Source organism: Candidatus Accumulibacter contiguus (assembly GCF_036625285.1).
Classification (GTDB): Bacteria; Pseudomonadota; Gammaproteobacteria; order Burkholderiales; family Rhodocyclaceae; genus Accumulibacter; species Accumulibacter contiguus.
Genome location: NZ_JAZKUC010000001.1, coordinates 2,636,116 through 2,658,411, shown reverse-complemented (window position 1 = coordinate 2,658,411; position 22,296 = coordinate 2,636,116). Strand labels below are relative to the sequence as shown.

The window sequence follows — 22,296 nt, the reverse complement described above, 5'->3', positions numbered from 1 at the left end:
ACTAACCCATATCAATGGCTTGTTCAATTCCGCTGGTCTGGAAGTCTTGACGTCTTTTACCGAAGACGGCCGAATGAACGGACAGGCAGCCGTCTCACGGAAGCCTGTGCAAGGCCTGGATACACACGCTGGCACGAAATGCGGCTAACGGTCATGACTTTTCCAGGCACCCCCGATCATGAAAGTCATGACCGTTTCCCTCTCCCCCGACCCCTCCCCCGCGAGGGGGAGGGGAGATTCGTGAGTCGCATACGCGACTTTCACATTAAGCCGGGGGGTGATGCGGCACTGCACAATGACTATCGGCGAAAAGGGACTAGAATCGGCAGCATAAAGACAAGGGCTGGCCGTCAGCATTCTGACGTGCAATGCACCGGAGGAGACGAGATGCCGAAAATGGCTTCTTCGCAAGCGCTGGATACCTTTCCGCGCTTGCTGATTCAGCATGCGCAAATGCGTGGCAGCAAACCGGCGATGCGCGAGAAGGATCTGGGGATCTGGCAGTGCTGGACCTGGAGCGATGTCGCCGAGGAGGTTTGCGCGCTGGCCTGCGGTCTTGCGGAAATGGGTTTTCGACGTGGCGAGAATCTGGCCATCGTCGGCGAAAACCGGCCGCGCATGTACATGATGATGACTGCCGTGCAGTGTCTTGGCGGTGTACCCCTGCCGCTTTACCAGGACGCGGTCGCCAGCGAAATGCTGTTTGTCCTGCTCGATGCGGAAATCCGTTTTGTCTTCGTCGAGGATCAGGAGCAGGTCGACAAGTTGCTCGAGATCCAGGATCAACTGCCGCAACTCGAGCATGTCCTTTATGACGATCCGCGCGGCATGCGCCACTATACGCAGTCGTTTATCCACGACATCCGTGAGTTGATGGCAATGGGGCGGATTCACAACCGCAATCACCCGGATCTGCTGAGCACCGAGGTCGCTGCAGGCTCCACCGATGACGTGAGTGTCATGCTGTATACCTCGGGGACGACCGGCAAGCCCAAGGGGGTGCGTCTGACCCATCACTCCTTCATCAGCGCGGCGCAAGGAGGGGCGGATTTCGATCGTCTGACTGCAGATGAGGACATCCTCTCGTATCTGCCGATGGCCTGGGTCGGCGACCATCTCTTTTCCTTTGCCCAGGCAATGGTCGCCGGCTTCACGATCAACTGCCCGGAGTCCGCCGAGACGGTGATGACCGACCTGCGCGAGATCGGACCGACCTATTACTTTGCGCCACCGCGCGTCTTCGAAAACCTGCTGACGCAGGTGATGATCCGCATGGAGGACGCAAGCGTCATCAAGCAGAAAATGTTTCACTTCTTCATGGCGGTAGCCCGGCGTAGCGGTGCCGAGATTCTCGACGGACGGAAGGTCTCGCTCGCCGACCGTCTGCTCTATGCCTTGGGCAAGGTCTGCGTTTTCGGGCCGCTGAAGAACGTGCTCGGCATGAGTCGCATCCGCGTCGCATATACCGCCGGAGCGGCGATCGGCCCCGACCTGTTCCGTTTCTATCGATCGATCGGCATCAATCTGAAGCAGCTCTATGGCCAGACCGAAACCTGCGCCTACGTCTGCCTGCAGCCTGATGGCCAGATCAAGTTCGACAGCGTCGGCAAGCCGGCGCCAGGCGTCGAGGTGAAGATTGCCGACAACGGCGAGATCCTGGTCAAGGGTCCAATGCTGCTCAAGGAGTACTACAAGCGCCCCGAGGCGACCGCCGAGGCGATCAACGCCGAGGGCTATTTCATGACCGGCGACGCGGGAATCTTCGACGACGACGGCCATCTCAAGATCATCGATCGCGCCAAGGACGTCGGCAAGCTGGCCAATGGCGCGATGTATGCGCCGAATTACATCGAAAACAAGCTGAAATTCTTCCCGCACATCAAGGAAGCCGTAGTCTTCGGTGATCGCCGCGAGAGGGTCTGCGCGTTCATCAACATCGACATCGGTGCCGTCGGCAACTGGGCGGAGCGGCGTGGCATCGCTTATTCTGGCTATACCGATCTGGCGGCCAAGCCCGAAGTCTATGGACTGATTCAGGAATGTATCGAACAGGTCAATGGCGAACTGGTGGGCGAGGGGGCCTTGGCCGATTCGCAGATCCATCGTTTCCTGATCCTGCACAAGGAACTCGATCCCGATGATGACGAACTGACGCGCACGCGCAAGGTACGTCGTAACTTCGTCGCCGAGAAATATGCGGTACTGATCGATGCGCTGTACAGCGGCAGAAACCGGCAATTCATCGAAACTGCAGTGAAGTTCGAGGACGGAAGGCAAGGCAAGGTGGCTGCCGATCTCGTCATCCGGGATCTGAAGACCTTCGCAATTTCCGGGAGGGCCAGCGGATGAGTCGGCAGAGCGGTGAGGTCATCCTCGACCTGAAAAATGTCTCTCTTTCCTTCGGTGGGGTCAAGGCGCTGACCGATATTTCCTTCGACGTCCGCGAACACGAAATCCGCGCGATCATCGGCCCGAATGGTGCCGGCAAGAGTTCGATGCTCAATGTGATCAACGGTGTCTATCGCCCCCAGGAGGGAGAGATCATCCTGCGTGGCCAGCACTTCAGCCGCATGAACCCCTACAAGGCGGCCAGGGCAGGTATCTCACGCACCTTTCAGAACATCGCCCTGTTCAAGGGCATGAATGTGATCGACAACCTGATGACCGGGCGCAATCTCAAGATCCGCAGCAATCTGATCCAGCAGGCGTTCTGGTGGGGCGCGGCGCGGCGCGAGGAACTTCTGCACCGTGCCAGGGTTGAGGAAGTGATCGACTTCCTCGAGATTCAGCATATTCGCAAGACGCCGGTTGGCCGCCTGCCCTACGGTCTGCAAAAGCGCGTCGACCTTGGCCGGGCGCTGGCCATGGAGCCGAGCATTCTCCTGCTGGACGAGCCGATGGCCGGAATGAACGTCGAAGAGAAGCAGGACATGTGTCGCTTCATCCTCGACGTCAATGATCAATTCGGGACGACGATCGTGCTCATCGAGCACGACATGGCGGTGGTCATGGACATTTCCGACCGGGTGGTGGTTCTCGATTACGGCAGGAAGATCGGCGATGGGGACCCCGACGCGGTCAGAGCCAACCCGGAAGTCATCCGCGCCTACCTTGGCGCCAGTCACTGAGGAGAGCATCGGATGGGTTTCTTTCTCGAAACACTGATAGGTGGACTGATGACCGGCATGCTGTATTCGCTGGTCGCACTGGGCTTTGTGCTGATCTTCAAGGCATCGGGGGTGTTCAACTTCGCGCAGGGAGCCATGGTGCTGTTCGCGGCCCTGGCGATGGCACGTTTTTCGGCGTGGATTCCGGAAAGTCTGGGCATCGACAGCGCATGGCTGGCGAATGCGATCGCCTTTTTCCTGGCCGGCGCACTGATGTTCGCCGTCGCCTGGCTGATCGAGCGTCTGGTCCTGCGTCACCTGGTGAATCAGGAGGGCGCGACCTTGCTGATGGCGACCCTGGGCATTGCCTACGTCCTGGAAGGCGTCGGCACAAGCGTCTTCGGTACCGACGTCTACAAGATCGACGTCGGTATGCCCAAGGAACCGGTGATGATCCTTGAAGGGACCTTTGAAGGCGGCCTGCTGATCAACAAGGAAGATTTTGTGGCAGCCTTGATCGCGGCGCTGCTGGTCGGCCTGCTGGCGCTGTATTTCCAGAAAACCGCCACCGGGCGGGCCTTGCGGGCGGTCGCTGACGACCATCAGGCGGCCCAGTCGATCGGCATCCCGCTCAATCGCATCTGGGTGATCGTCTGGTGCGTGGCCGGCCTGGTGGCGCTGGTCGCCGGGGTGATCTGGGGTTCCAAGCTGGGCGTACAGTTTTCGCTGGCGACGGTGGCGCTGCGTGGTCTGCCGGTAGTGATTCTCGGCGGTCTCACCTCGATCCCCGGCGCGATCATCGGCGGGCTGATCATCGGAGTCGGCGAGAAGGTCTCGGAAGTCTATCTCGGACCGATGATTGGTGGCGGCATCGAAATCTGGTTTGCCTACCAACTCGCTTTGCTCTTCCTGCTGTTCAGGCCGCAAGGCTTGTTCGGCGAAAAGATCATCGACCGCGTCTAACGGTCATGACTGTTCCAGGCACCCCAGATCATGAAAGTCATGACCGTTTCCCTCTCCCCCGACCCCTCCCCCGCGAGGGGGGAGGAGAGATTCGTGAGTCGCATACGCGACTTTCACATTCATCGGAGATCAGACAGATGCTGTACAGAGAAAATGGTCAGTTCAAGACTTCCTACGCCGCCGATCAGCAGATTTTTCCGATCGCGCAGGACCGTTGGGCGATTCTCGGTCTCCTGGTGGTGGCCTTCATCGGGGTGCCGCTGCTGGTCGACGAATACCTGTTTCGCGCGATCCTGATTCCCTTCCTGATCCTGTCGCTGGCCGCGCTCGGGGTCAACATCCTGGTCGGTTTCTGCGGGCAGATCACGCTCGGTGCCGGGGCCTTCATGGCGGTAGGAGCTTACGCGGCCTACAATTTTCATATACGCATCGCAGGCCTGCCGTTGCTGTTTTCCTTGCTCATGGGAGGCGTCACCGCTGCCGTCGTGGGCATATTTTTTGGTATCCCGAGCCTGCGGGTACGCGGACTCTATCTCGCGGTCGCCACCCTGGCGGCACAGTTCTTCACCGACTGGGTCTTTCTGCGCGTTCCCTGGTTTACCGACAATGCGTCTTCAGGCTCCGTTTCGGTCTCCAACCTTCAGATCATGGGTTGGCAGATTGACACCCCGGTCAACAAGTATCTGTTCTGCCTGGCATTCCTGACGGTTTTCGCGCTTCTGGCGAAAAACATGACGCGCTGCGCCGTCGGCCGGCAGTGGATGGCGATTCGCGATATGGACGTCGCCGCCGAGGTAATCGGCATCCGACCGCTGTTTGCCAAGCTCTCGGCTTTTGCCGTCAGTTCCTTTTTCGTCGGCACGGCCGGCGCCCTGTGGGGTTTCATCCATCTGGCTTCGTGGGAACCGGCAGCTTTCTCGGTCGATCGTTCCTTCCAGTTGCTGTTCATGGTCATCATCGGCGGCCTGGGTACGATCATGGGGAGTTTCTTCGGGGCAGCCTTCATTGTCATTCTGCCGATCGCCCTGAATCAGTTCCTGCCGGCTTTCGGCGGACTGTTCGGAATCCGCATTTCCACTGCCGGGGTGTCGCATGCCGAGTTGATCGTCTTTGGTGGACTGATCATTTTCTTCCTGATCAAGGAACCGCATGGCATCGCTCGCCTGTGGTCTACCGGCAAGGAAAAACTTCGGCTCTGGCCTTTTCCGCACTGAGGATAGGCAGCGGGTGAATTCCGCTGCGTTTTGAGAGTTCTTACAGGCGCATCAATGCAATGACAACAAGAGGAGACACTGATGAAACTAGGCAAGCTTGCACTGACGGTTTCGGCAACCGCCGTCGTTTTGTCGTCGCTGCTGACCGCACCGCCGGCCCTGGCGCAAGTCAAGGAGCAGTTTTTCCCGGTCCTGGTCTACCGCACCGGCGCTTATGCCGCCAACGGCAGTCAATGGGCCAATGGTTACGTTGACTACCTGAAGCTGGTGAATGCCAGGGGTGGGATCAATGGAGTCAAGATCAGCTTCGAGGAATGTGAAACGGCTTACGCCACTGACCGCGGCGTTGAATGCTATGAGCGTTTGAAGGGCAAGAACGGCGGCGCAACGGTATTCCAGCCGCTGTCGACCGGGGTCACCTTTGCCTTGACCGAGAAAGCCCCGGCCGACAAGATTCCGCTGATTACCGCTGGCTACGGCCGCAGCGAATCACAGAACGGGGCCGTGTTTACCTGGAACTTCCCCTTGCTGGGAACTTACTGGGTCGGCGCCGAGGTGGCCATCCAGCATATCGCCAAGAAGGAAGGAGGTGTCGCCAAGCTGAAGGGCAAGAAGATCGCGCTGGTCTACCACGACAGCCCATACGGCAAGGAGCCGATCCCGGTCCTGCAGGAACTGGGCAAAACCTATGGTTTCGAGGTGCAGTTGCTGCCCGTGGCACACCCCGGTGTCGAACAGAAGGCCACCTGGTTGCAGATCCGGCAGCAAAAACCGGACTACGTGCTGCTCTGGGGTTGGGGGGTGATGAACTCGACCGCGTTGCGCGAAGCGCAGGCCACCGGTTATCCGCGTGACAAGATGATGGGCATCTGGTGGGCGGGGGCCGAGCCCGACGTCAAGGATGTCGCTGAAGGTGCCAAGGGCTATAGCGCGCTGACGCTGCAGCATGGCGCCGAGCCCAATTCGAAGGTCGTCAAGGACATGCTTGATCTGGTATATGCCAAGGGGCAGGGCACCGGGCCGAAAAACGAGGTCGGGCAGGTGCTCTATATGCGTGGCCTGTTGTCGGCGATGCTCGGCGTTGAAGGGGTGCGCAAGGCCCAGGAACGTTACGGAAAGGGCAAGGTGATGAGCGGCGAGCAGGTCCGCTGGGGTCTGGAAAACCTCAACCTCGACCAGAAGACCCTTGACGGCATGGGTTTTGCAGGCGTGATGCGGCCGGTGCAGACTTCCTGTCTCGATCACATGGGATCGTCGTGGGTGCGCGTTCATACCTGGAATGGCAGCAAGTGGGAATTCAGTTCCGACTGGTACCAGGCCGATGAGAAGGTTCTGCGTCCGATGGTGATGCTGGCCTCGGGCAAGTACGCCGAAGAAAAGAAACTGAAGCCGCGTACGCCCGACGAATGCAAGTTATAGATTTCGGCGGAATCGCTACGGCGAGCCCCAACAACGAAGAGACGCCATGAGCGATACCAACGACATCCTTCTCCGAGTCAATAGCATCGAGGTGATCTACAACCACGTGATCCTCGTTCTCAAGGGCGTCTCATTCAGTGTCCCCGAGGGGAAGATCGTGGCACTGCTTGGTGGCAACGGCGCCGGCAAGACGACGACCCTGCGCGCGGTGAGCAATCTGCTGCACGGTGAGCGCGGCGAAGTGACCAAAGGCACGATCGACTTGCGCGGCGAACGCATCGAAGCACTGACCCCGGCACAACTGGTCAGGCGCGGGGTGATCCAGGTGATGGAAGGACGACACTGCTTTGCTCACCTGAGCATCGAGGAAAACCTGCTGACCGGTGCCTACACGCGCAGCGATGGCAAAGCGGCGATTGCCGAGACGCTCGACAAGGTCTACGCGTATTTTCCTCGCCTCAAGACGCGCCGCAGCAGCCAGGCCGCCTATACCTCGGGCGGTGAGCAACAGATGTGCGCGATCGGGCGGGCGTTGATGGCCAATCCGCGCATGCTGTTGCTCGACGAGCCGTCGATGGGGCTGGCGCCACAGATCGTCGACGAGGTATTTGCCATCGTCAAGGATCTGAACCAGAAGGAAGGCGTGACTTTCCTGCTTGCGGAGCAGAACACCAATATGGCTTTGCGCTACGCCGACTTCGGTTATATCCTGGAAAATGGCAGGGTGGTGATGGAGGGGATTGCCAGCGATCTGGCGGCCAATGAAGACGTCAAGGAGTTCTACCTGGGGCTGTCATCGGTCGGGCGCAAGAGCTTTCGCGATGTGAAGCATTATCGCCGCCGCAAGCGCTGGCTGTCATGAGTCACTGTGGAACCTTGCGAGGACGACACATGAGTGGCGGACCGTTAAGCGGTGTGCGCGTTCTCGACCTGACGCGCCTGTTGCCCGGTCCGGTCGCCACCTTGCACCTGGCAGACCTGGGCGCCGACGTGATCAAGATCGAGGATCACGGTGCCGGTGACTACGCGCGCATCCTCGGCGATGGTCCGGACGGCATCAGTATCTTCTACCGCAGTGTCAATCGCAACAAGCGTGGCCTGCGCCTCGATCTCAAGCATCCACAAGGGCGTGCGGTATTTCTGCGCCTGGTGAGCGCGGCCGACATTGTTGTCGAGAGCTTTCGACCGGGGGTCAGCGACAAGCTCGGGATTGGCTATCAGGCGCTATCTGAGGTCAATCCGAAGATCGTGTATTGCGCGATCACCGGTTACGGCCAGACCGGGCCGCTGGCGATGGCTGCCGGCCACGACCTCAACTACATCGGTTTTGCCGGCGTCCTCGATCAGATCGGTGTGGATGGCGGTCAGCCGGCGATTCCCAATCTCCAGGTCGCTGATCTGCTGGGCGGAGCGATGACTGCGGTGATGGGCATCCTCGCCGCGCTGTTTGATGCACAGCGTAGCGGGCGGGGACGCCTGGTTGATGTGGCGATGAGTGAAGCGGTGCTGGCGCACAACCTCTTCCCGTTTTTCGCTCTGCAGGCGGAGGGGTTGGTGCCGCAGCGCGGTGCCGATCTGTTGAGCGGTGGTGACGCCGGTTATGGGGTCTATGCCACCGCAGACGGGCGCTACATGGCGGTCGCACCGCTCGAAAAAAAGTTCTGGGATCTCTTCTGTGATGCCCTGGCACGTCCCGAATGGAAGACGAGGCATGGGCTGCGCGGTACGGCGGCGGCAGCGCTGCGTCGTGAACTCGAAGAACTCTTTGCCAGCCGTAATCAGTCGGAATGGCGGGATTTTTTTGCCCGCGTCGATTGCTGCGTGACGCCAGTACTCAGCGTTGCCGAGGCCCTGGCACACCCGCAGTTCGTCGCCCGCGGCATGGCCGTGCAGGCGGACGGAGTGACCCAGTTCGCACCACCGCTGAAACTCTCCGACTGGGTCTTCGCCGTCGAACGCGCTGCACCGTCGCCGGGCGAGCACTCTGCAGAGGTGCTGCGCGAGTCAGGCTTCAGTACGGATGAAATCCGCGGACTGCAGCAGGCTTCGATCATCTGAAGCAGCCGTCGGCGTAACATGACCGTTAATGTGAAAGTCGCGTCAGCGACCCACGAATCTCCCCTCCCCACTTGCGGGGGAGGGGTTGGGGGAGAGGGAAACGGTCATGACTTTCATCATCGGGGGTGTCTTGCAAAGTCATGACCGTTAGCCGGCAGCGCCTCGCTCTATGTTTTTGGGGTGTCTTCGCGTGCCTGGCTGACTTGTGCCGACGCCGCGGCGGCGGCTTTTTGCATCTGTTCCTGCATCTGCTGCAGCATGGTCAGTGGCCACAGCGCTGCCTGCTTGAGCGCCTCATTGCCGCTGCCAGTCACCAGACCACCGGCCTGGTTGGTGTCGCCGCCAGCGCCGGAAGCGTAACTGCCAGCCATCTGGCCCATCGCCCGTACCGCGTTGAGGGTGACGCATTGCATTTCGAGGCCCTGAATCGTCATCTGCAGCATCGACAGATTCATTTTCAGCCAGCTTTCTACAGCCTTGAGATCCTTGATCTTTTGTTCAATTTCTTCGACGTTGAGGGTAGGGGTGACCATGTTCGGCAGGGAAAAGCCCATGCCACCCCACATCTTCTTGGCAAAGCTCAGGGGATCAGTGGCAGAATCGAGATTGGACATCTTGGTGCTCCGGTTGTGGTGGGGTGATTCATCTTAGCAAAGTTTTGCGGTCTGCGGCGAGGCGGCGCAAGTCGATTCATTCAGATTCGGTAGCAGTAGAGCCGGGTTTGCCGTGCGTCATCGACATCGATGATGCGCGTGGCGGCGACGCCGGGCACGGGAAAACTGTTGCTGACGAACAGGCTCCCCGGCGGCATCTCCTTTTGTACCTTTTCCCATAGTGCTGCCATCGGCGCCGGCGACAGGAAGGCATATACCACGTTGTGTCCGGAGAGATCGGTTTGCCAGATGTCGCCCCAGCGCCAGTCGCAATTGGCGAGGCCGGCGCTGCGCAGGCGGCCAATGAGCCAGGTTGCCGGTGCATTCTCGACACCGCTGAAATGCGCTTCTGGTCGCTCACTGGCGAGTGGAATCAGAACACTGCCGATGCCCGCGCCGAGGTCGAGAAAACGCAGATCGTGCCGGTCGGCAGTGAGTTTGGCGATGGCCGCTGCGCTTGGGCGGTTGGAGAAATAGAGCGGTACCTGGCCGGTCAGCGCACCGCGATACACGAGCAGCAGCAGAACGAACAAGAGCAGGAACCAGCCGGGGTCGATCGCCAGCCGGGAAACGCTCCAGGCCAGCGGCGCGAAGAGGGCATGCATCAGTCGCCACCACCAGGGCTGGCGGCTGATGGTGGCGAACAGCGCAGCGATGCCGCCGATGGCGAAAGCCGTCTGCGGCCAGGGCAGTTCTTCGTTGCGGATGCCGTAGTAAGGCCAGGCCAGCGAAAGAACGGCCAGTGCTGCGGCGAACTGCAGCGCCAGTTGACGGATCTGCGGACCGAGCATCGCTGGCGCGGGATCTCCAGGTTCAGAGGGGGGTAAAGGCAACGGCTTGCTCATGGTGGCTGCGCAGCGAAGGGTATGAAATTTCTGGGAAGGGTCAGGATGCCTGCGTGTTTGCCGCGGCCTGCAGTTGCGCGCGCAGCGTTTCCCGCCTGGCGCGTGCCGGCAGTACCGACGCAGCCTTGACATGACCATAACCACGAATCTGCTCGGGCACTTTGGCCAGTTCGATGGCACTGGCCAGGGTTTCCTCCTGGAGCCGCGCCAGCATCAGTTCGATGTCGGCCTCGTAGTCGGCAAGCAGTTGCCTTTCCATCCGGCGTTCCCGGGTTTTCCCGAAGAGATCGAAGATCGTTCCGCGCAAGCTCTTCAACCGGCTCAACCCCCTGAAGGCATGCATCATCCATGGCCCGTAACTGCTTTTCCGGACTCTGCCGGTCGCCGGATCGAGTCTGGCGAGCAGCGGTGGCGCGAGGTGGAAACGCAGGCGGTAGTCGCCCTCGAATTCTTCGGACAACTGCTGGAGGAATGCCGGGTCGGAATACAGTCGTGCCACCTCGTACTCGTCCTTGACTGCCAGGAGTTTGAAATAGCTGCGTGCCACGACTTCGCTCAGCGCGGTCGACTGCAATGAAGATTCGGCGGCGCGTACGCGCTCGACCAGAGCACGGTAACGTTCAGCGTAGCGCGCATTCTGATAGGCGGTCAAGGTCTCGACACGCTGGCTGATCAACTCGTCGAGGTTCTGCGAAAGTCGCTGCGCTGCCGGCATGCCAGCTGCTTTGAGCAGACTCTGCAGGGCTTCGGGGTCGTGCGCTGCGCGTCGGCCCCAGAGAAAAGCCTGGCGGTTCTGCTCGACAGCGGCCGCATTGAGTTCGATGGCCTGGTCGATGGCTGCCAGCGACAGCGGCACCAGTCCGCGCTGCCAGGCGACGCCGAGCAGCAGCAGATTGCCGTACAGGGCATCCCCCATCAGGCGGCGCGACATGGCTACGGTGTCGAGGAAAAGGGTGTTGCCCTCGCCACACGCTTCACTGATCTGCTCCTGCATGTGTTTCTGCGGGAACTGCCAGTCCGGGTTGCGGGTGAACTCGGCGGTTGGCGTTTCGGCGACGTTGACCACCGCCCGGGTCTTTCCGGCAAGCACTTTCGACAGCGTCTCGGCGCCGGCGCTGACCACCAGGTCGCCACCGATCACGGCATGTGCTTCGCCGGTCGCGATGCGTGCGGCGTGAATGTCCTCGGGCCGGTCGGCGATCCTGAGGTGGGAAAAAACGGCGCCGAATTTTTGAGCCAGGCCGGTCATGTCGAGCACCGAGACGCCCTTGCCGTCGAGATGCGCGGCCATTCCCAGCAGGGCACCGAGGGTGACGACGCCGGTGCCGCCAACGCCGGTGATCAGGATGTTGTAGGGGCGCCTGGTGTCAGGCCGCAGAGGTTCCGGCAGCACCGCTCCCGCAGCAGTGATGGCCCGGCCGCGGCGCAGTCTGCCGCCTTCGACGCTGACGAAGCTGGGACAGAAGCCATGGATGCACGAGAAATCCTTGTTGCATGCCGACTGATCGATCGCTCGCTTGCGGCCAAACTCGGTTTCTACCGGAATCACTGCCAGGCAGTTGGACTGCACGCCACAGTCTCCGCATCCTTCACAGACCGCCGTGTTGATGAACACCCGCTGGGCCGGATCGGCGAGCTTGCCACGCTTGCGCCGGCGGCGTTTCTCGGTGGCGCAGGTCTGGTCATAGATCAGGACCGATACGCCGGGGTGATTGCGCAGTTCGCGCTGTACGGCATCGAGTTCATCGCGATGATGAATCGGCGTATTCGGGGCGAGGTCAGGGATCTGTCGATATTTTTCCGGCTCGTCGGTGACAATGACGATCCGCTGGATGCCTTCCGCCGCCAGTTGACGACTCAGTTGTGCGACGCTCAACTGGCCATCGACCGGTTGCCCACCGGTCATCGCCACGGCGTCGTTATACAGAATTTTGTAGGTGATGGCGACGCCGGCGGCAACCGCCTGGCGAATCGCCAACAGACCGGAGTGGAAGTAGGTACCATCGCCGAGGTTGGCGAAAATGTGCTTCTCGTGGGTGAACGGCGCCTGCCCGACCCAGGTCACGCCTTCGCCGCCCATGTGCGTGAAGGTCGCGGTATTGCGGTCCATCCAGGTCACCATGTAGTGGCAGCCGATGCCGGCGACGGCGCGAGAACCTTCGGGTACGCGCGTCGAGGTGTTGTGCGGGCAACCGGAACAGAAGTACGGCGTGCGCTGGATGGCCGCCATGCCGGTCGCCGGCAGCAGCCCCTGTGCGAGGCTTCTCTGCTTGGCTTCGAGCAGCGCCAGGCGAGCTTCGATTGCCGAAGAAGTGAAGAAGCGCCCGATGCGCGCTGCCAGCGCCCGCGCCACCTGTGCCACCGACAACTCGCCGGCCGCCGGCAGCAGCCAGTCGCCATGCGTCAGATGCCCGCTACCGGTGGGCAGCAGCGCCCATTCGCCTTTTTCGTCGAACTTCCCGACGACGCGTGGCCGGACATCTTCGCGCCAGTTGTAGAGTTCCTCCTTGAGCTGGTATTCGAGCAGTTGCCGTTTTTCCTCGACGACCAGGATTTCTTCGAGCCCCTCGGCGAAGCGGCGCACGCCATCGGCTTCGAGTGGCCAGACCATGCCGACCTTGTACAGGCGAATGCCGATCTGCGCTGCCAGTTCGTCGTCGATCCCGAGTTCGCCGAGTGCCTGGCGGACGTCGAGGTAGGCCTTGCCGGCGGTGATGATTCCCAGGCGGGCAGGCGAAGCCGGGTCGGCACTATCGATGACCACCCGGTTGAGCTGGTTGGCGCGGCAATAGGCCAGCGCCGCGTACAGCTTGTGGTTGAGCAGGCGCGCTTCCTGCTGCAGGGGCGGATCGGGCCAGCGGATGTTGAGGGCGTGTGGATCGTTCGCCGGCATCTCGAAATCGTCGGGTAGCCGGATCCGTGTCGACAGCGGGTCAATCGAGACCGACGCGGAGGTTTCGACGGTGTCGGCCAGCGCCTTCATCACCACCCAGCAGCCCGAGTAGCGGCTCATCGCCCAGCCGTGCAGGCCGTAATCGAGATATTCCTGAACGTTGGCCGGATAGAGGACCGGCATCATCACCGCCTTGAAGCTGTGTTCGGTCTGGTGCGGCAGCGTCGAGGATTTGGCAGCATGATCGTCGCCGGCGATCACCAGGACACCACCATACTTTGCCGAGCCGGCCGCATTGGCGTGCCGGAAAACGTCGCCACAGCGGTCGACACCCGGACCCTTGCCGTACCACATGGCGAAGATTCCCTCGTATTTGGCGCCGGGAAAGAGATTGAGCTGCTGGGTTCCCCAGACGGCGGTGGCTGCAAGATCCTCATTGACCGCCGGCTGGAAGACGATGCGCTGGGCCTCGAGATGCGGGCGAGCTTTCCACAGCGCCTGATCGAGTCCTCCCAGCGGGCTGCCACGGTAGCCCGAGACAAAGCCTGCGGTATTCAGCCCGGCCGCTTCGTCGCGCATGCGCTGCAGCATCGGCAGGCGAACGAGGGCTTGCGTACCGCTCAGAAAGACGCGTCCCGAATTAGCCGTATAGCGGCTGTCGAGTGTGGTCGAGAGATCGCTCATGGGATTCTCCTGTGGTGGCTGCATGTTAACCGAAACGCCTGGGGTCGTCCGGCATACGATTCGTATTCGTTTGCGCATCCCATACCGCAACTCGCCGACTGCCGGCAAGCCGGCAATCCATCTGACCGCTGGCGGGTGCGGGCGGAAATCCGCATTAGGATGGCAATCAAAATGTAGTGGAAACAGGCGCAGAAAGGGTTGAATTCTTTCAGCGACGGAGTCGAGGCATCATTTGCAAGCCACAAACACCATCACTGCAGCGGCGGGCGCCACGTTCCGTTCATCGCGTTCACGGATGATCGGGAAGAGCAGATCGGCGTCATGCATTCGAGGCCGAAGTCGGGTGGCAGCTTAACGCTCACGGCGGCAACGCTGCGCCGGTGGATCTCCCCAAAGAAAATCCTTGCTATGTTCGAAAATGTGCGTTAATGTTCGTTTTGTGGGCATGAACAAACATATTCCATCACAATCTCACATTACAGAAAGGGTTCGACATGCTGAACTGTCTTGCAAGTGTTCTCTACAAGCTTTGCGCCTCAGTGAGAAGACCAGACCATGGCTGATCGTGATCATCTTGCGGATCATCGCCTGGAGCTCATCATGTCGGAACTGTCGGCGCGCGGGGAGTGCCGCACGCGGCAACTGGCACAGCAGTTCCAGTTGTCGGAGATGACCGTACGCCGCGATCTGGCCGAACTGGAAACCCGCGGACTGCTGCGCCGGGTCCATGGCGGCGCGGTGATGCTCAATCGTGACGTCGAGTATGCGCGGCGCCTGGAGCTGGCGTCGGCGCAGAAGCAACAGGTCGGCCGTGCTGCCACGCGTCTCCTGAAGAGCGGACAAACGGTCTACCTCGACGCCGGCACGACGGCCTGCGAAATGGCACGGGCGATTGGCCAGGGCCTGCCGCAGGTCACCCACCTCAACATCGTCACGCATGGCATCAGTATCGCGACCGAACTCGCCGGGCGCACGCCTTACCACCTGCAGTTGATCGGCGGTGAGGTTTATCAGAACGCGCTCAGTACCGTCGGTCCCGTCGCGCTGGCGCAGATTGCCGACTTGAAGATTGACCTGTTCTTCATGGGCGCCGGCGGCGTCGATGCGACGCAGGGCTGGAGCAACTCCAATCATGTCGAGGCGGTGATCAAGCGTGCGGTCATCGCCCGCAGCAAGAGCGTTTGCGCCATCTGCGACAGTGCCAAGTGGGGTCAGCAATCGTTCGCGCCGATCCTGCCGCTTGCCGGCCTGAGGCGTTGGATCGTCGATCGCGGGCTGGCCCGCGAGGGGGTCGAGGCGGCCCGGGTCGCTGCCATCACCCTGACTTACGCCGAAGACCTGTAACTCACCGGAAATGGCGCGCAGGCGCTTCCGACCACCGCAACAGTCCTGTTCCGGCCAGTGCCGGCGCAGGGCGACAGAAGGGAACCGATCATGATCCACCTGACTCAGGGAAACATCCGCCTCAATGCACAGGCGCGCGACAAGACCGAGGCGATCCGCATTGCCGGCAGCCTCCTGGTCGACAGCGGAAATATGCAGCCTGGCTACGTCGACAGCATGCTGCTGCGCGAGAAAGTAGCCAATACCTATCTCGGCAACGGCATCGCCATTCCGCACGGATTGCCCAAGGACCGGGAACTGATCATCCAGACCGGCATCTCGGTGACGCAGTTTCCCGACGGCGTGCAGTGGAACCAGGGTGAGACCGTGTACCTGGTCGTCGCTATCGCCGCCCGTTCCGACGAGCATATCGAACTGCTCGCCAACCTCACCGACGTGCTCGACGACCCGGAAACGGTGCAACGCCTGGCGCGGACCAGTGAGCCCGCGGACATCATCGAGCGTCTGACACAGCCACGTGACGGCGGATCCGTCAACACCGGGGCGCCGGCCGATGCGGCCGACGATTTCGCCAAATGGGTCGATGTCTCGCTGACCGGCCCGGCCGGCCTGCACGCCCGCCCGGCAACTGCCTTCGTGGATATCGCCAAACGGTTCCAGTCGGAGGTGCGTGTCCGCCACATCAGCAAGGTGGCCAACGGCAAGAGCCTGGTCTCGCTGCTGAAGCTCGGCGCCGACAAGCAGGCCAGCATCCGCATCATGGCGCGCGGCGTCGATGAGGATGCGGCGCTCGAAGCCCTGGCGGCGGCGGTCCGACACGGCCTCGAAGACGAGGCGGAAGCGCCGCCGGCAGGCTTTGCCGCGCCGACGCTGACGCTGCAGGCGCGGGCGATCGCCGGCATCGCCGCCTCGCCGGGCGTGGCGATCGGGCCGCTGCGTCACTTCCGGCGCGAGAGGATCGTCGTCGCCGTCACCGCCAACGATGCCGCGCACGAGCAGACACGGTTGCAGCAGGCGATCGCCACAGCCAAGCTGCAATTGCGCGAACTGCACGACGAAGTCAAGGCGCGCAGCGGCGGTGCCCGGGCGGCGATCTTCCGCGCCCATGAAGAGTTCCTCGATGACCCCGATCTGGTCGATGCCACGCAGCGGCTGATCGGGGCCGGACACAGCGCCGGCTGGGCGTGGCGCCAGAGTGTCGACGAACGCGCACTGGAAGTGGCGTCCCTCGACGATGCGCTGCTCAAGGAACGCGCGGTCGATCTCCAGGATGTCGGACGCCGGGTGCTGCGCCTGCTGGCCGACACGCTCGAAGAGGAGCCGGCTTCGATTGCCGTCCCGGTGATCCTGGTGGCCGAGGATCTGTCACCCTCCGACACCGCGCGTCTCGATCCGACAATGATCCTTGGCATCTGCACGGCCGGTGGCGGCCCGACCTCGCACACCGCGATCATTGCCCGTTCGCTGGATATTCCGGCCATCGTCGGCGCCGGTCCGGCAGTGCTGCATCAGGCCGAGGACAGCCTGTGCATTCTCGACGGCGATACCGGGAATCTCTACCCGGAGCCGGGTGACGGCGACCTGGCGCTGGCTCGCCAGGCGCAGCACGAGTGGCAGGCGCTGCGCGAAGCGGAACGACTGGCCTGCTATCAGCCGGCGATCACCACTGACGGCTACCGCATCGAGGTGGTGGCCAACATCGGTGGCGCGGCCGAAGCCGAACAGGCGGTGGCCGCCGGTGCCGAGGGGATTGGCCTGTTGCGCAGCGAATTCCTCTTTCTGCAACGTGCCGAACCGCCCAGCGAAGACGAGCAGTTCATCGCCTACAGCGCGATGACGCGCGCGCTCAACGGTTTGCCCTTGATCATTCGCACGCTTGACATCGGCGGCGACAAGGAAGTGCCGTACCTGTCGCTGCCCGCCGAAGAGAACCCTTTCCTCGGCGTGCGCGGCATCCGTCTGTGCCTCGCCCGCTCCGACCTCTTTCGGCCGCAGTTGCGCGCCATCTATCGCGCCGCCGCGACCGGCCCGGTGAAGATCATGTTCCCGATGATCGCCACCGTTGAAGAGTTGCGCGCCGCCCGCACCATCGCGGAAGAGGTCCGCGTCGAACTCGGCGCTGCCGTCGTCGATATCGGCATCATGATCGAAGTGCCCTCGGCGGTGCTGATGGCGCCGGAACTCGCGGTGCACGCCGATTTCTTCTCGGTCGGCACCAACGACCTGACCCAGTATGTGCTGGCGATGGACCGGGGGCATCCGAGCCTGGCGCGCCAGGCTGACGCCCTGCACCCGGCGGTGCTGCGCATGATCGACATGACCGTCAAGGCGGCCACGGCCGCCGGCCGATGGGTCGGCGTGTGCGGCGGCATGGCCGGTGATCCGAAGGGCGCCATGATCCTCGCCGGCCTCGGCGTCGCCGAACTGAGCATGAGCATCCCCAGTATCGCGGCGATCAAGTCCCGGCTGCGCGCCCAGTCTCTGGCAGACATGCAGGCCCTGGCCAAGCGCGCCCTGGCCTGTCAAAGCGCCGCCGAAGTGCGCGCCCTCTAACGGCCATGACTTTTCCAGACACCCCCGATCATGAAAGTCATGACCGTTTCCCTCTCCCCCGGCCCCTCCCCCGCGAGGGGGGAGGGGAGATTCGTGAGTCGCATACGCGACTTTCACATTAATGGATAAGACGACCATGAATCGATCGACAGGCATCGCCACCCTTACCCTCAATCCGGCCATCGACCAGAGCGTGGCGATTCCCGATTTCGCGGCCGGGAGCGTCAACCGGGTCGCCTGGGAGCAATCGGACCCCGGCGGCAAGGGAGTGAACGTCGCTTCCTTCCTTGCCGACCTGGGTTTCGCGTTGCCGTCAGCGGCCTGCTCGGGCGCGACAACGCGGGAGTTTTCGAGCAACTCTTTGCTAGCAAGGGGATGACCGACGCCTTCGTGCGAGTCCCTGGGAAGACCCGCGTCAATGTCAAGATCATCGACGAGACGTCGCAGGGGATCACCGACATCAACTTTCCCGGCCCCGCCGCGACTCCCGACCACCTCGCCGAACTGGCGCGGACGATCGAAGCCCTGCTCGCCGACCACGACTGCTTCGTGCTTTCCGGCAGCGTTCCCGCCGGCGTTCCTGTTGCCTACTACCCTGACCTGATCCGCCGGCTCAAGGCGGCAGGCAAGCGAGTGCTGCTCGACAGCAGCGGCGACCCCCTGCGGCATGGAATCACCGCCGGGCCCTGGGCCATCAAACCCAACATCGCCGAACTGGAAGAACTGGTGGGCTCGCCGCTACCCGACCAGGCGTCGGTGATCCGCGCGGCGCGCCAGCTGCTCGCCGCCGGGCTGGGTTGCGTGGTGGTGTCGATGGGCAGCGAAGGGGCATTGTTCGTCACCGCCGATGACTGTCTGCGGGCCATCCCGCCGGCGGTCGAGGTCAAGAGCACGGTCGGCGCCGGTGACGCCATGGTCGCGGGCTTCGTCGCCGGCAGTTTGCGCGGCTGGAACTTGGCGGACTGCGCGCGCCTGGCTACCGCCAGCGCCCTCGGCGCGCTGACCCAGCTCGGGCCACGCCTGCCGTCGCCGGCAATCATCGAGTCATTCATGGCGCAAGTCACGGTACGCCAGGTCGCCGGACCTGACAGGCCGCCCGTCGGCATCGAGTAATCACGAAAGAGGTACACACATGGCAAGGATCATTGCAGTTACCGCATGCCCCACCGGCATCGCCCACACCTACATGGCCGCTGAGGCCCTGAAGAAGACCGCCGCACTGATGGGCCACAGCATCCGCGTCGAAACCCAGGGCGCTGCCGGAGCCAAAGATATCCTCGACGAGGCCGATCTCGCCGCCGCCGAATTGGTCATCCTCGCCGCCGACACGCACGTCGAAATGACCCGCTTTGCCGGCAAGGCGGTCCATGAAACCAGTACCAGCGTGGCGATCCGCGATCCGCGGGGGTCATCGAGCCGGCCCTGGCCTGATCGGCATCCGCGCCGAGCGCCAGCCGAACACGGCCGGCACCGCCGGTCGCCGCCACGGCCCAAGCGGCCGCCCCAGTGGCGACGTCAAAGATCGTGGCCATCACCGCCTGCCCGACCGGCATCGCGCACACCTTCATGGCCGCCGAAGCGCTGAAGAAGGCCGCCGCCCAGCACGGCTACGAGATCAAGGTCGAGACGCAGGGCTCGGTGGGCGCCAAGAACACGCTCACCGCCGAGGAGATCGCCGCCGCCGACGTGGTGATCATCGGCGCCGACACGCACGTCGATACCAGCCGCTTCGCCGGCAAGGCAGTGTATGAAACCTCGGTCGGCCGGGCGCTGAAGGAAACCGACAAGGTCCTGCAGGAAGCCTTCGCGCTGCCCCCGCCAAGTGGCGCGGCGCCGGTGCGCGCGGCCGCCCAGGCAGAGGCGCGCCGGCCGAGAAGCCGGCTGGGGCCTACAAGCATCTGCTGACCGGCGTTTCCTACATGTTGCCGATCGTCGTCGCCGGCGGTCTGGCGATCGCTCTCTCCTTCGTCTTCGGCATCGAGGCGTTCAAGGAGAAAGGGCACCTGGCGGCCAGCCTGATGGAGATTGGCGGTGGCGCGGCATTCGCGCTGATGATTCCGGTGCTCGCCGGTTTCATCGCCTTCTCCATCGCCGACCGGCCCGGACTGGCGCCGGGTCTCGTCGGCGGCATGCTGGCCAGCCAGTTGCAGGCCGGCTTCCTGGGCGGCATCGTCGCCGGCTTCCTGGCCGGCTACGTCGCCCGCTACCTGCGCGACCACATCAAGTTGCCGGTCCATTTCGAAGGCCTGAAGCCGGTGCTGCTGATTCCGCTGCTCGCTACGCTGGTCGTCGGTCTGCTGATGATCTATGTCGTCGGCAGCCCGGCGCGCGCGATCATGGAGGGGCTCACCCAGTTCCTGCAGAGCCTGAGCGGCACCAATGCCGTCCTGCTCGGCCTGCTGCTCGGCGGCATGATGGCGGTGGATATGGGCGGACCGATCAACAAGGCGGCCTACACCTTCGGCGTCGGCCTGCTGGCGAGCAACACCTTCATGCCGATGGCGGCGGTCATGGCTGCCGGAATGGTGCCGCCGCTGGGCATCGCGCTCGCCACCTTCGTCGCCAGGAACCGCTTCTCGGTCGACGAACAGATTGCCGGCAAGGCCGCCGCGGTGCTCGGCATCTCGTTCATCACCGAAGGCGCGATCCCCTTCGCGGCCAAGGATCCGCTGCGCGTGATTCCTGCCTGTGTCGCCGGCGCGGCGACGACCGGCGCGCTGTCGATGTTTTTCGGCTGCACGCTGCACGCGCCGCACGGCGGCATCTTCGTGCTGGCGATTCCCAACGCCGTCGGCCAGTTGCTGCCCTACGTCGGCGCCATCGCCGCCGGCACCCTGGTCACCACGCTGGCCCTGATCGTGCTCAAGAAACCCCTGGCCGAGGATACGGCGCCGTAGCCGCCTAGCCCGACGCCGGGCGAGGGGAGCCTCCTCCTCCGCCTCCCTGAACTCCGACTCCTCAGCCGCTTGCGGGACGGTAGAGAGTCGCTGACGCGGCTTTTACGGCCCCACCTGACGGTGCCGGGCACGGCAGGGGGCATCTCTTGCCCGAATTTCCTGGAAGGAAGGATCTGACCATGCGCAAACATCCCTTAGCTCAGTCACGCCGCTTGTCGCGTCCTTCTGCCCTCTGCTGTGCGGCCAGCCCGCCGGCGCTGCGAGGCCGGCGACCCGAAGGTCGTCGATACCGATGTCGGCGGCGTCGAGGCGCCGGAAATACCGCTCGAGCTGGCCCCGAAGCTCGCGAAGGATGCCAGGGATCTCGTCGTCGCCGGCTATCTGCGCGCCCTGAGCGGCATCAACTCGGAAGGCAGCCGGGCCGCCTGCTTCCAGCTGGCCGGTTCGCAAGCCAAGTACCGGCTCGGCAACGAGTGCGAGGTCTACGGCGAACTGTTTGTCGGCAAGCAACTGGCGAGTTTTGCCGACGGCGCGACGCTCACGGCGAATACGATGTTCAGCCTGAACACACCGACGGCCTACAACACCGGGTAACAGGCACCGAGGGGCGTGTCGCTCAGGCCTACGTGCCGCCGAGAAGCTGTCACTTCTCAACGGCGGCGCCGTGTGGGCCGGCCGGCGCTATTACAAGCGCGAAGACATCCACATCAACGACTTCTTCTACTGGAACCCGCAGGGTCTCGGCGGCGGCGTCGAGGACATCGCCATCGGCGGCGTCAAGGTCAGCCTCGCCTATTTTCGCGAGGACAACCAGGACCAGCCGATCAAGGCCGACCGCTACGATTTCCAGGTGCGCGGGTTGAAGGCCAATCCGAACGGCGAGCTCGAGTTCGGCCTGAGCGTGATTCCCGAATCCGGCCATGTCAATACCGGCGGCGATTCCGGCTGGTCGGTGACCGTGCAGCATCGCCAGAGCAACATTCTGGGCGACGGCTGGAACAAGTTCGCCGTGCAGTACGGGGTTGGGCCGGGAACCGGGCTCGGCAGCACCGGGCCGCTGACCAATACCACTGCCGACAAGCGCTGGCGCGTCGTCGAAGGCATCTACGCGCAGTTGACGCCGAAGCTCGGCGGCATGCTGACGGCGGTATACCAGAAGGACGAGTCACCCGCGGGCGACCAGACCTGGACCTCGCTCGGCGGCCGCCTGACCTACGGCCTCACCGAGCACTGGAAGCTCCAGGGCGAACTCGGGCATGACCGGGTCAAACCGAGCGCCGGCGAGACGCGCAACCTGACCAAACTGACGATCGCGCCGACGCTGGCGATGGCCCGCGGCTTCTGGTCGCGCCCCGAACTGCGCTTCTTCTATACCTACGCGCGCTGGAACGAAGCGGCGGCGCTGGCGGCCAACAGCTCGACAATTCCGCCGTCGCCTCGACCGCCTCGACCGGCATCTTCGCCAGCGGCAATCAGGGCTCGACGATCGGCCTGCAATTCGAAGGCTGGTGGTGAGCGGTCGTCTACCGGTCAGGCCTGAGCACCACCACCGCCAGCGGCGGCAGGATCATCTCGATCGAATGCGGTTGCGACTGTCATCGGATGTCGGCGGCCGCCAGCGGGCCGTCGTTACGCACATCGCTGCCGTGGTACTTCGCGGTAGGTC

At 62.9% G+C, this 22,296-nt stretch carries 16 protein-coding genes and 1 pseudogene; 14 read left to right on the top strand and 3 right to left on the bottom strand.

Annotated features, from left to right (window positions below; translation table 11 throughout):
- The first annotated feature begins 387 nt into the window (after positions 1-387).
- The 7 genes from V5B59_RS12955 (at position 388) to V5B59_RS12925 (ending at position 8,761) form a co-directional block, all read left to right on the top strand.
- Positions 388-2,349, top strand: a complete 1,962-nt coding sequence (locus V5B59_RS12955; RefSeq protein ID WP_169072108.1) for an AMP-dependent synthetase/ligase — start codon at positions 388-390, stop codon at positions 2,347-2,349.
- Positions 2,346-3,128 carry an ABC transporter ATP-binding protein gene (locus V5B59_RS12950; protein WP_332351952.1) on the top strand — a complete coding sequence of 261 codons (783 nt, stop codon included), beginning with the start codon at positions 2,346-2,348 and terminating at the stop codon, positions 3,126-3,128. The genes V5B59_RS12955 and V5B59_RS12950 overlap by 4 nt, the downstream gene beginning before the upstream one ends.
- 12 nt (positions 3,129-3,140) lie before the next feature.
- Positions 3,141-4,070: a branched-chain amino acid ABC transporter permease gene (locus tag V5B59_RS12945; RefSeq protein WP_169072109.1), complete on the top strand. Its 930-nt coding sequence runs from the start codon at positions 3,141-3,143 to the stop codon at positions 4,068-4,070.
- Positions 4,071-4,207: 137 nt separating this feature from the next.
- On the top strand, positions 4,208-5,284 hold the full coding sequence (locus tag V5B59_RS12940) for a branched-chain amino acid ABC transporter permease (RefSeq protein WP_169072110.1): 1,077 nt from the start codon (positions 4,208-4,210) through the stop codon (positions 5,282-5,284).
- Between the two features lie 81 nt (positions 5,285-5,365).
- A complete protein-coding gene (locus V5B59_RS12935; protein ID WP_169072111.1) occupies positions 5,366-6,703 on the top strand; it encodes an ABC transporter substrate-binding protein in 1,338 nt (445 codons plus the stop codon).
- Positions 6,704-6,749: 46 nt separating this feature from the next.
- A complete protein-coding gene (locus tag V5B59_RS12930; RefSeq protein WP_169072112.1) occupies positions 6,750-7,565 on the top strand; it encodes an ABC transporter ATP-binding protein in 816 nt (271 codons plus the stop codon).
- 29 nt (positions 7,566-7,594) lie between these two features.
- The gene (locus V5B59_RS12925) at positions 7,595-8,761 is read left to right on the top strand and encodes a CaiB/BaiF CoA transferase family protein (protein ID WP_169072113.1); all 1,167 of its coding nucleotides are present in this window, start codon (positions 7,595-7,597) and stop codon (positions 8,759-8,761) included.
- Positions 8,762-8,928: 167 nt separating this feature from the next.
- Here the strand turns inward: V5B59_RS12925 and V5B59_RS12920 are convergent, their stop codons facing one another.
- From V5B59_RS12920 to V5B59_RS12910, 3 genes are all read right to left on the bottom strand, one after another.
- Complete coding sequence (locus tag V5B59_RS12920) at positions 8,929-9,375, bottom strand: PhaM family polyhydroxyalkanoate granule multifunctional regulatory protein (protein WP_169072114.1); 447 nt, start codon at positions 9,373-9,375, stop codon at positions 8,929-8,931.
- Between the two features lie 80 nt (positions 9,376-9,455).
- The gene (locus tag V5B59_RS12915; protein WP_332351951.1) at positions 9,456-10,259 is read right to left on the bottom strand and encodes a class I SAM-dependent methyltransferase; all 804 of its coding nucleotides are present in this window, start codon (positions 10,257-10,259) and stop codon (positions 9,456-9,458) included.
- Positions 10,260-10,299: 40 nt separating this feature from the next.
- Entirely contained in the window at positions 10,300-13,836 is a 3,537-nt protein-coding gene (locus V5B59_RS12910) for an indolepyruvate ferredoxin oxidoreductase family protein (protein WP_169072116.1), read from the bottom strand.
- A 555-nt stretch (positions 13,837-14,391) separates the two neighbouring features.
- Between V5B59_RS12910 and V5B59_RS12905 the strand changes: the two genes are divergently transcribed.
- From V5B59_RS12905 to V5B59_RS12875, 7 genes and pseudogenes are all read left to right on the top strand, one after another.
- Positions 14,392-15,180, top strand: coding sequence for a DeoR/GlpR family DNA-binding transcription regulator (locus V5B59_RS12905; protein ID WP_034909069.1), 789 nt, complete (start codon positions 14,392-14,394; stop codon positions 15,178-15,180).
- Positions 15,181-15,270: 90 nt separating this feature from the next.
- Entirely contained in the window at positions 15,271-17,733 is a 2,463-nt protein-coding gene (gene ptsP, locus V5B59_RS12900; protein ID WP_169072117.1) for a phosphoenolpyruvate--protein phosphotransferase, read from the top strand.
- Between the two features lie 136 nt (positions 17,734-17,869).
- Complete coding sequence (locus V5B59_RS12895; RefSeq protein WP_332351950.1) at positions 17,870-18,112, top strand: hypothetical protein; 243 nt, start codon at positions 17,870-17,872, stop codon at positions 18,110-18,112.
- Positions 18,055-18,846 (top strand): 1-phosphofructokinase family hexose kinase, encoded by a 792-nt coding sequence (locus V5B59_RS12890; protein WP_332352195.1) that lies wholly within the window; start codon positions 18,055-18,057, stop codon positions 18,844-18,846. Before V5B59_RS12895 ends, V5B59_RS12890 begins: the two co-directional genes overlap by 58 nt.
- Before the next feature lie 19 nt (positions 18,847-18,865).
- A pseudogene (locus V5B59_RS26485) lies at positions 18,866-20,630 on the top strand (PTS fructose-like transporter subunit IIB).
- A 237-nt stretch (positions 20,631-20,867) separates the two neighbouring features.
- Entirely contained in the window at positions 20,868-21,224 is a 357-nt protein-coding gene (locus V5B59_RS12880) for a carbohydrate porin (RefSeq protein WP_332351949.1), read from the top strand.
- A gap of 70 nt (positions 21,225-21,294) precedes the next feature.
- Positions 21,295-22,170: a maltoporin gene (locus V5B59_RS12875; protein ID WP_332351948.1), complete on the top strand. Its 876-nt coding sequence runs from the start codon at positions 21,295-21,297 to the stop codon at positions 22,168-22,170.
- Positions 22,171-22,296 lie beyond the last annotated feature (126 nt).

Excerpts from the sequence above, each read along its gene's own strand:
- V5B59_RS12955 (WP_169072108.1), top strand. The coding sequence starts at position 388 with ATGCCGAAAATGGCTTCTTCGCAAGCGCTGGATACCTTTCCGCGCTTG.
- V5B59_RS12950 (WP_332351952.1), top strand. The coding sequence starts at position 2,346 with ATGAGTCGGCAGAGCGGTGAGGTCATCCTCGACCTGAAAAATGTCTCT.
- V5B59_RS12945 (WP_169072109.1), top strand. The coding sequence starts at position 3,141 with ATGGGTTTCTTTCTCGAAACACTGATAGGTGGACTGATGACCGGCATG.
- V5B59_RS12940 (WP_169072110.1), top strand. The coding sequence starts at position 4,208 with ATGCTGTACAGAGAAAATGGTCAGTTCAAGACTTCCTACGCCGCCGAT.
- V5B59_RS12935 (WP_169072111.1), top strand. The coding sequence starts at position 5,366 with ATGAAACTAGGCAAGCTTGCACTGACGGTTTCGGCAACCGCCGTCGTT.
- V5B59_RS12930 (WP_169072112.1), top strand. The coding sequence starts at position 6,750 with ATGAGCGATACCAACGACATCCTTCTCCGAGTCAATAGCATCGAGGTG.
- V5B59_RS12925 (WP_169072113.1), top strand. The coding sequence starts at position 7,595 with ATGAGTGGCGGACCGTTAAGCGGTGTGCGCGTTCTCGACCTGACGCGC.
- V5B59_RS12920 (WP_169072114.1), bottom strand. The coding sequence starts at position 9,375 with ATGTCCAATCTCGATTCTGCCACTGATCCCCTGAGCTTTGCCAAGAAG.
- V5B59_RS12915 (WP_332351951.1), bottom strand. The coding sequence starts at position 10,259 with ATGAGCAAGCCGTTGCCTTTACCCCCCTCTGAACCTGGAGATCCCGCG.
- V5B59_RS12910 (WP_169072116.1), bottom strand. The coding sequence starts at position 13,836 with ATGAGCGATCTCTCGACCACACTCGACAGCCGCTATACGGCTAATTCG.
- V5B59_RS12905 (WP_034909069.1), top strand. The coding sequence starts at position 14,392 with ATGGCTGATCGTGATCATCTTGCGGATCATCGCCTGGAGCTCATCATG.
- ptsP (WP_169072117.1), top strand. The coding sequence starts at position 15,271 with ATGATCCACCTGACTCAGGGAAACATCCGCCTCAATGCACAGGCGCGC.
- V5B59_RS12895 (WP_332351950.1), top strand. The coding sequence starts at position 17,870 with ATGAATCGATCGACAGGCATCGCCACCCTTACCCTCAATCCGGCCATC.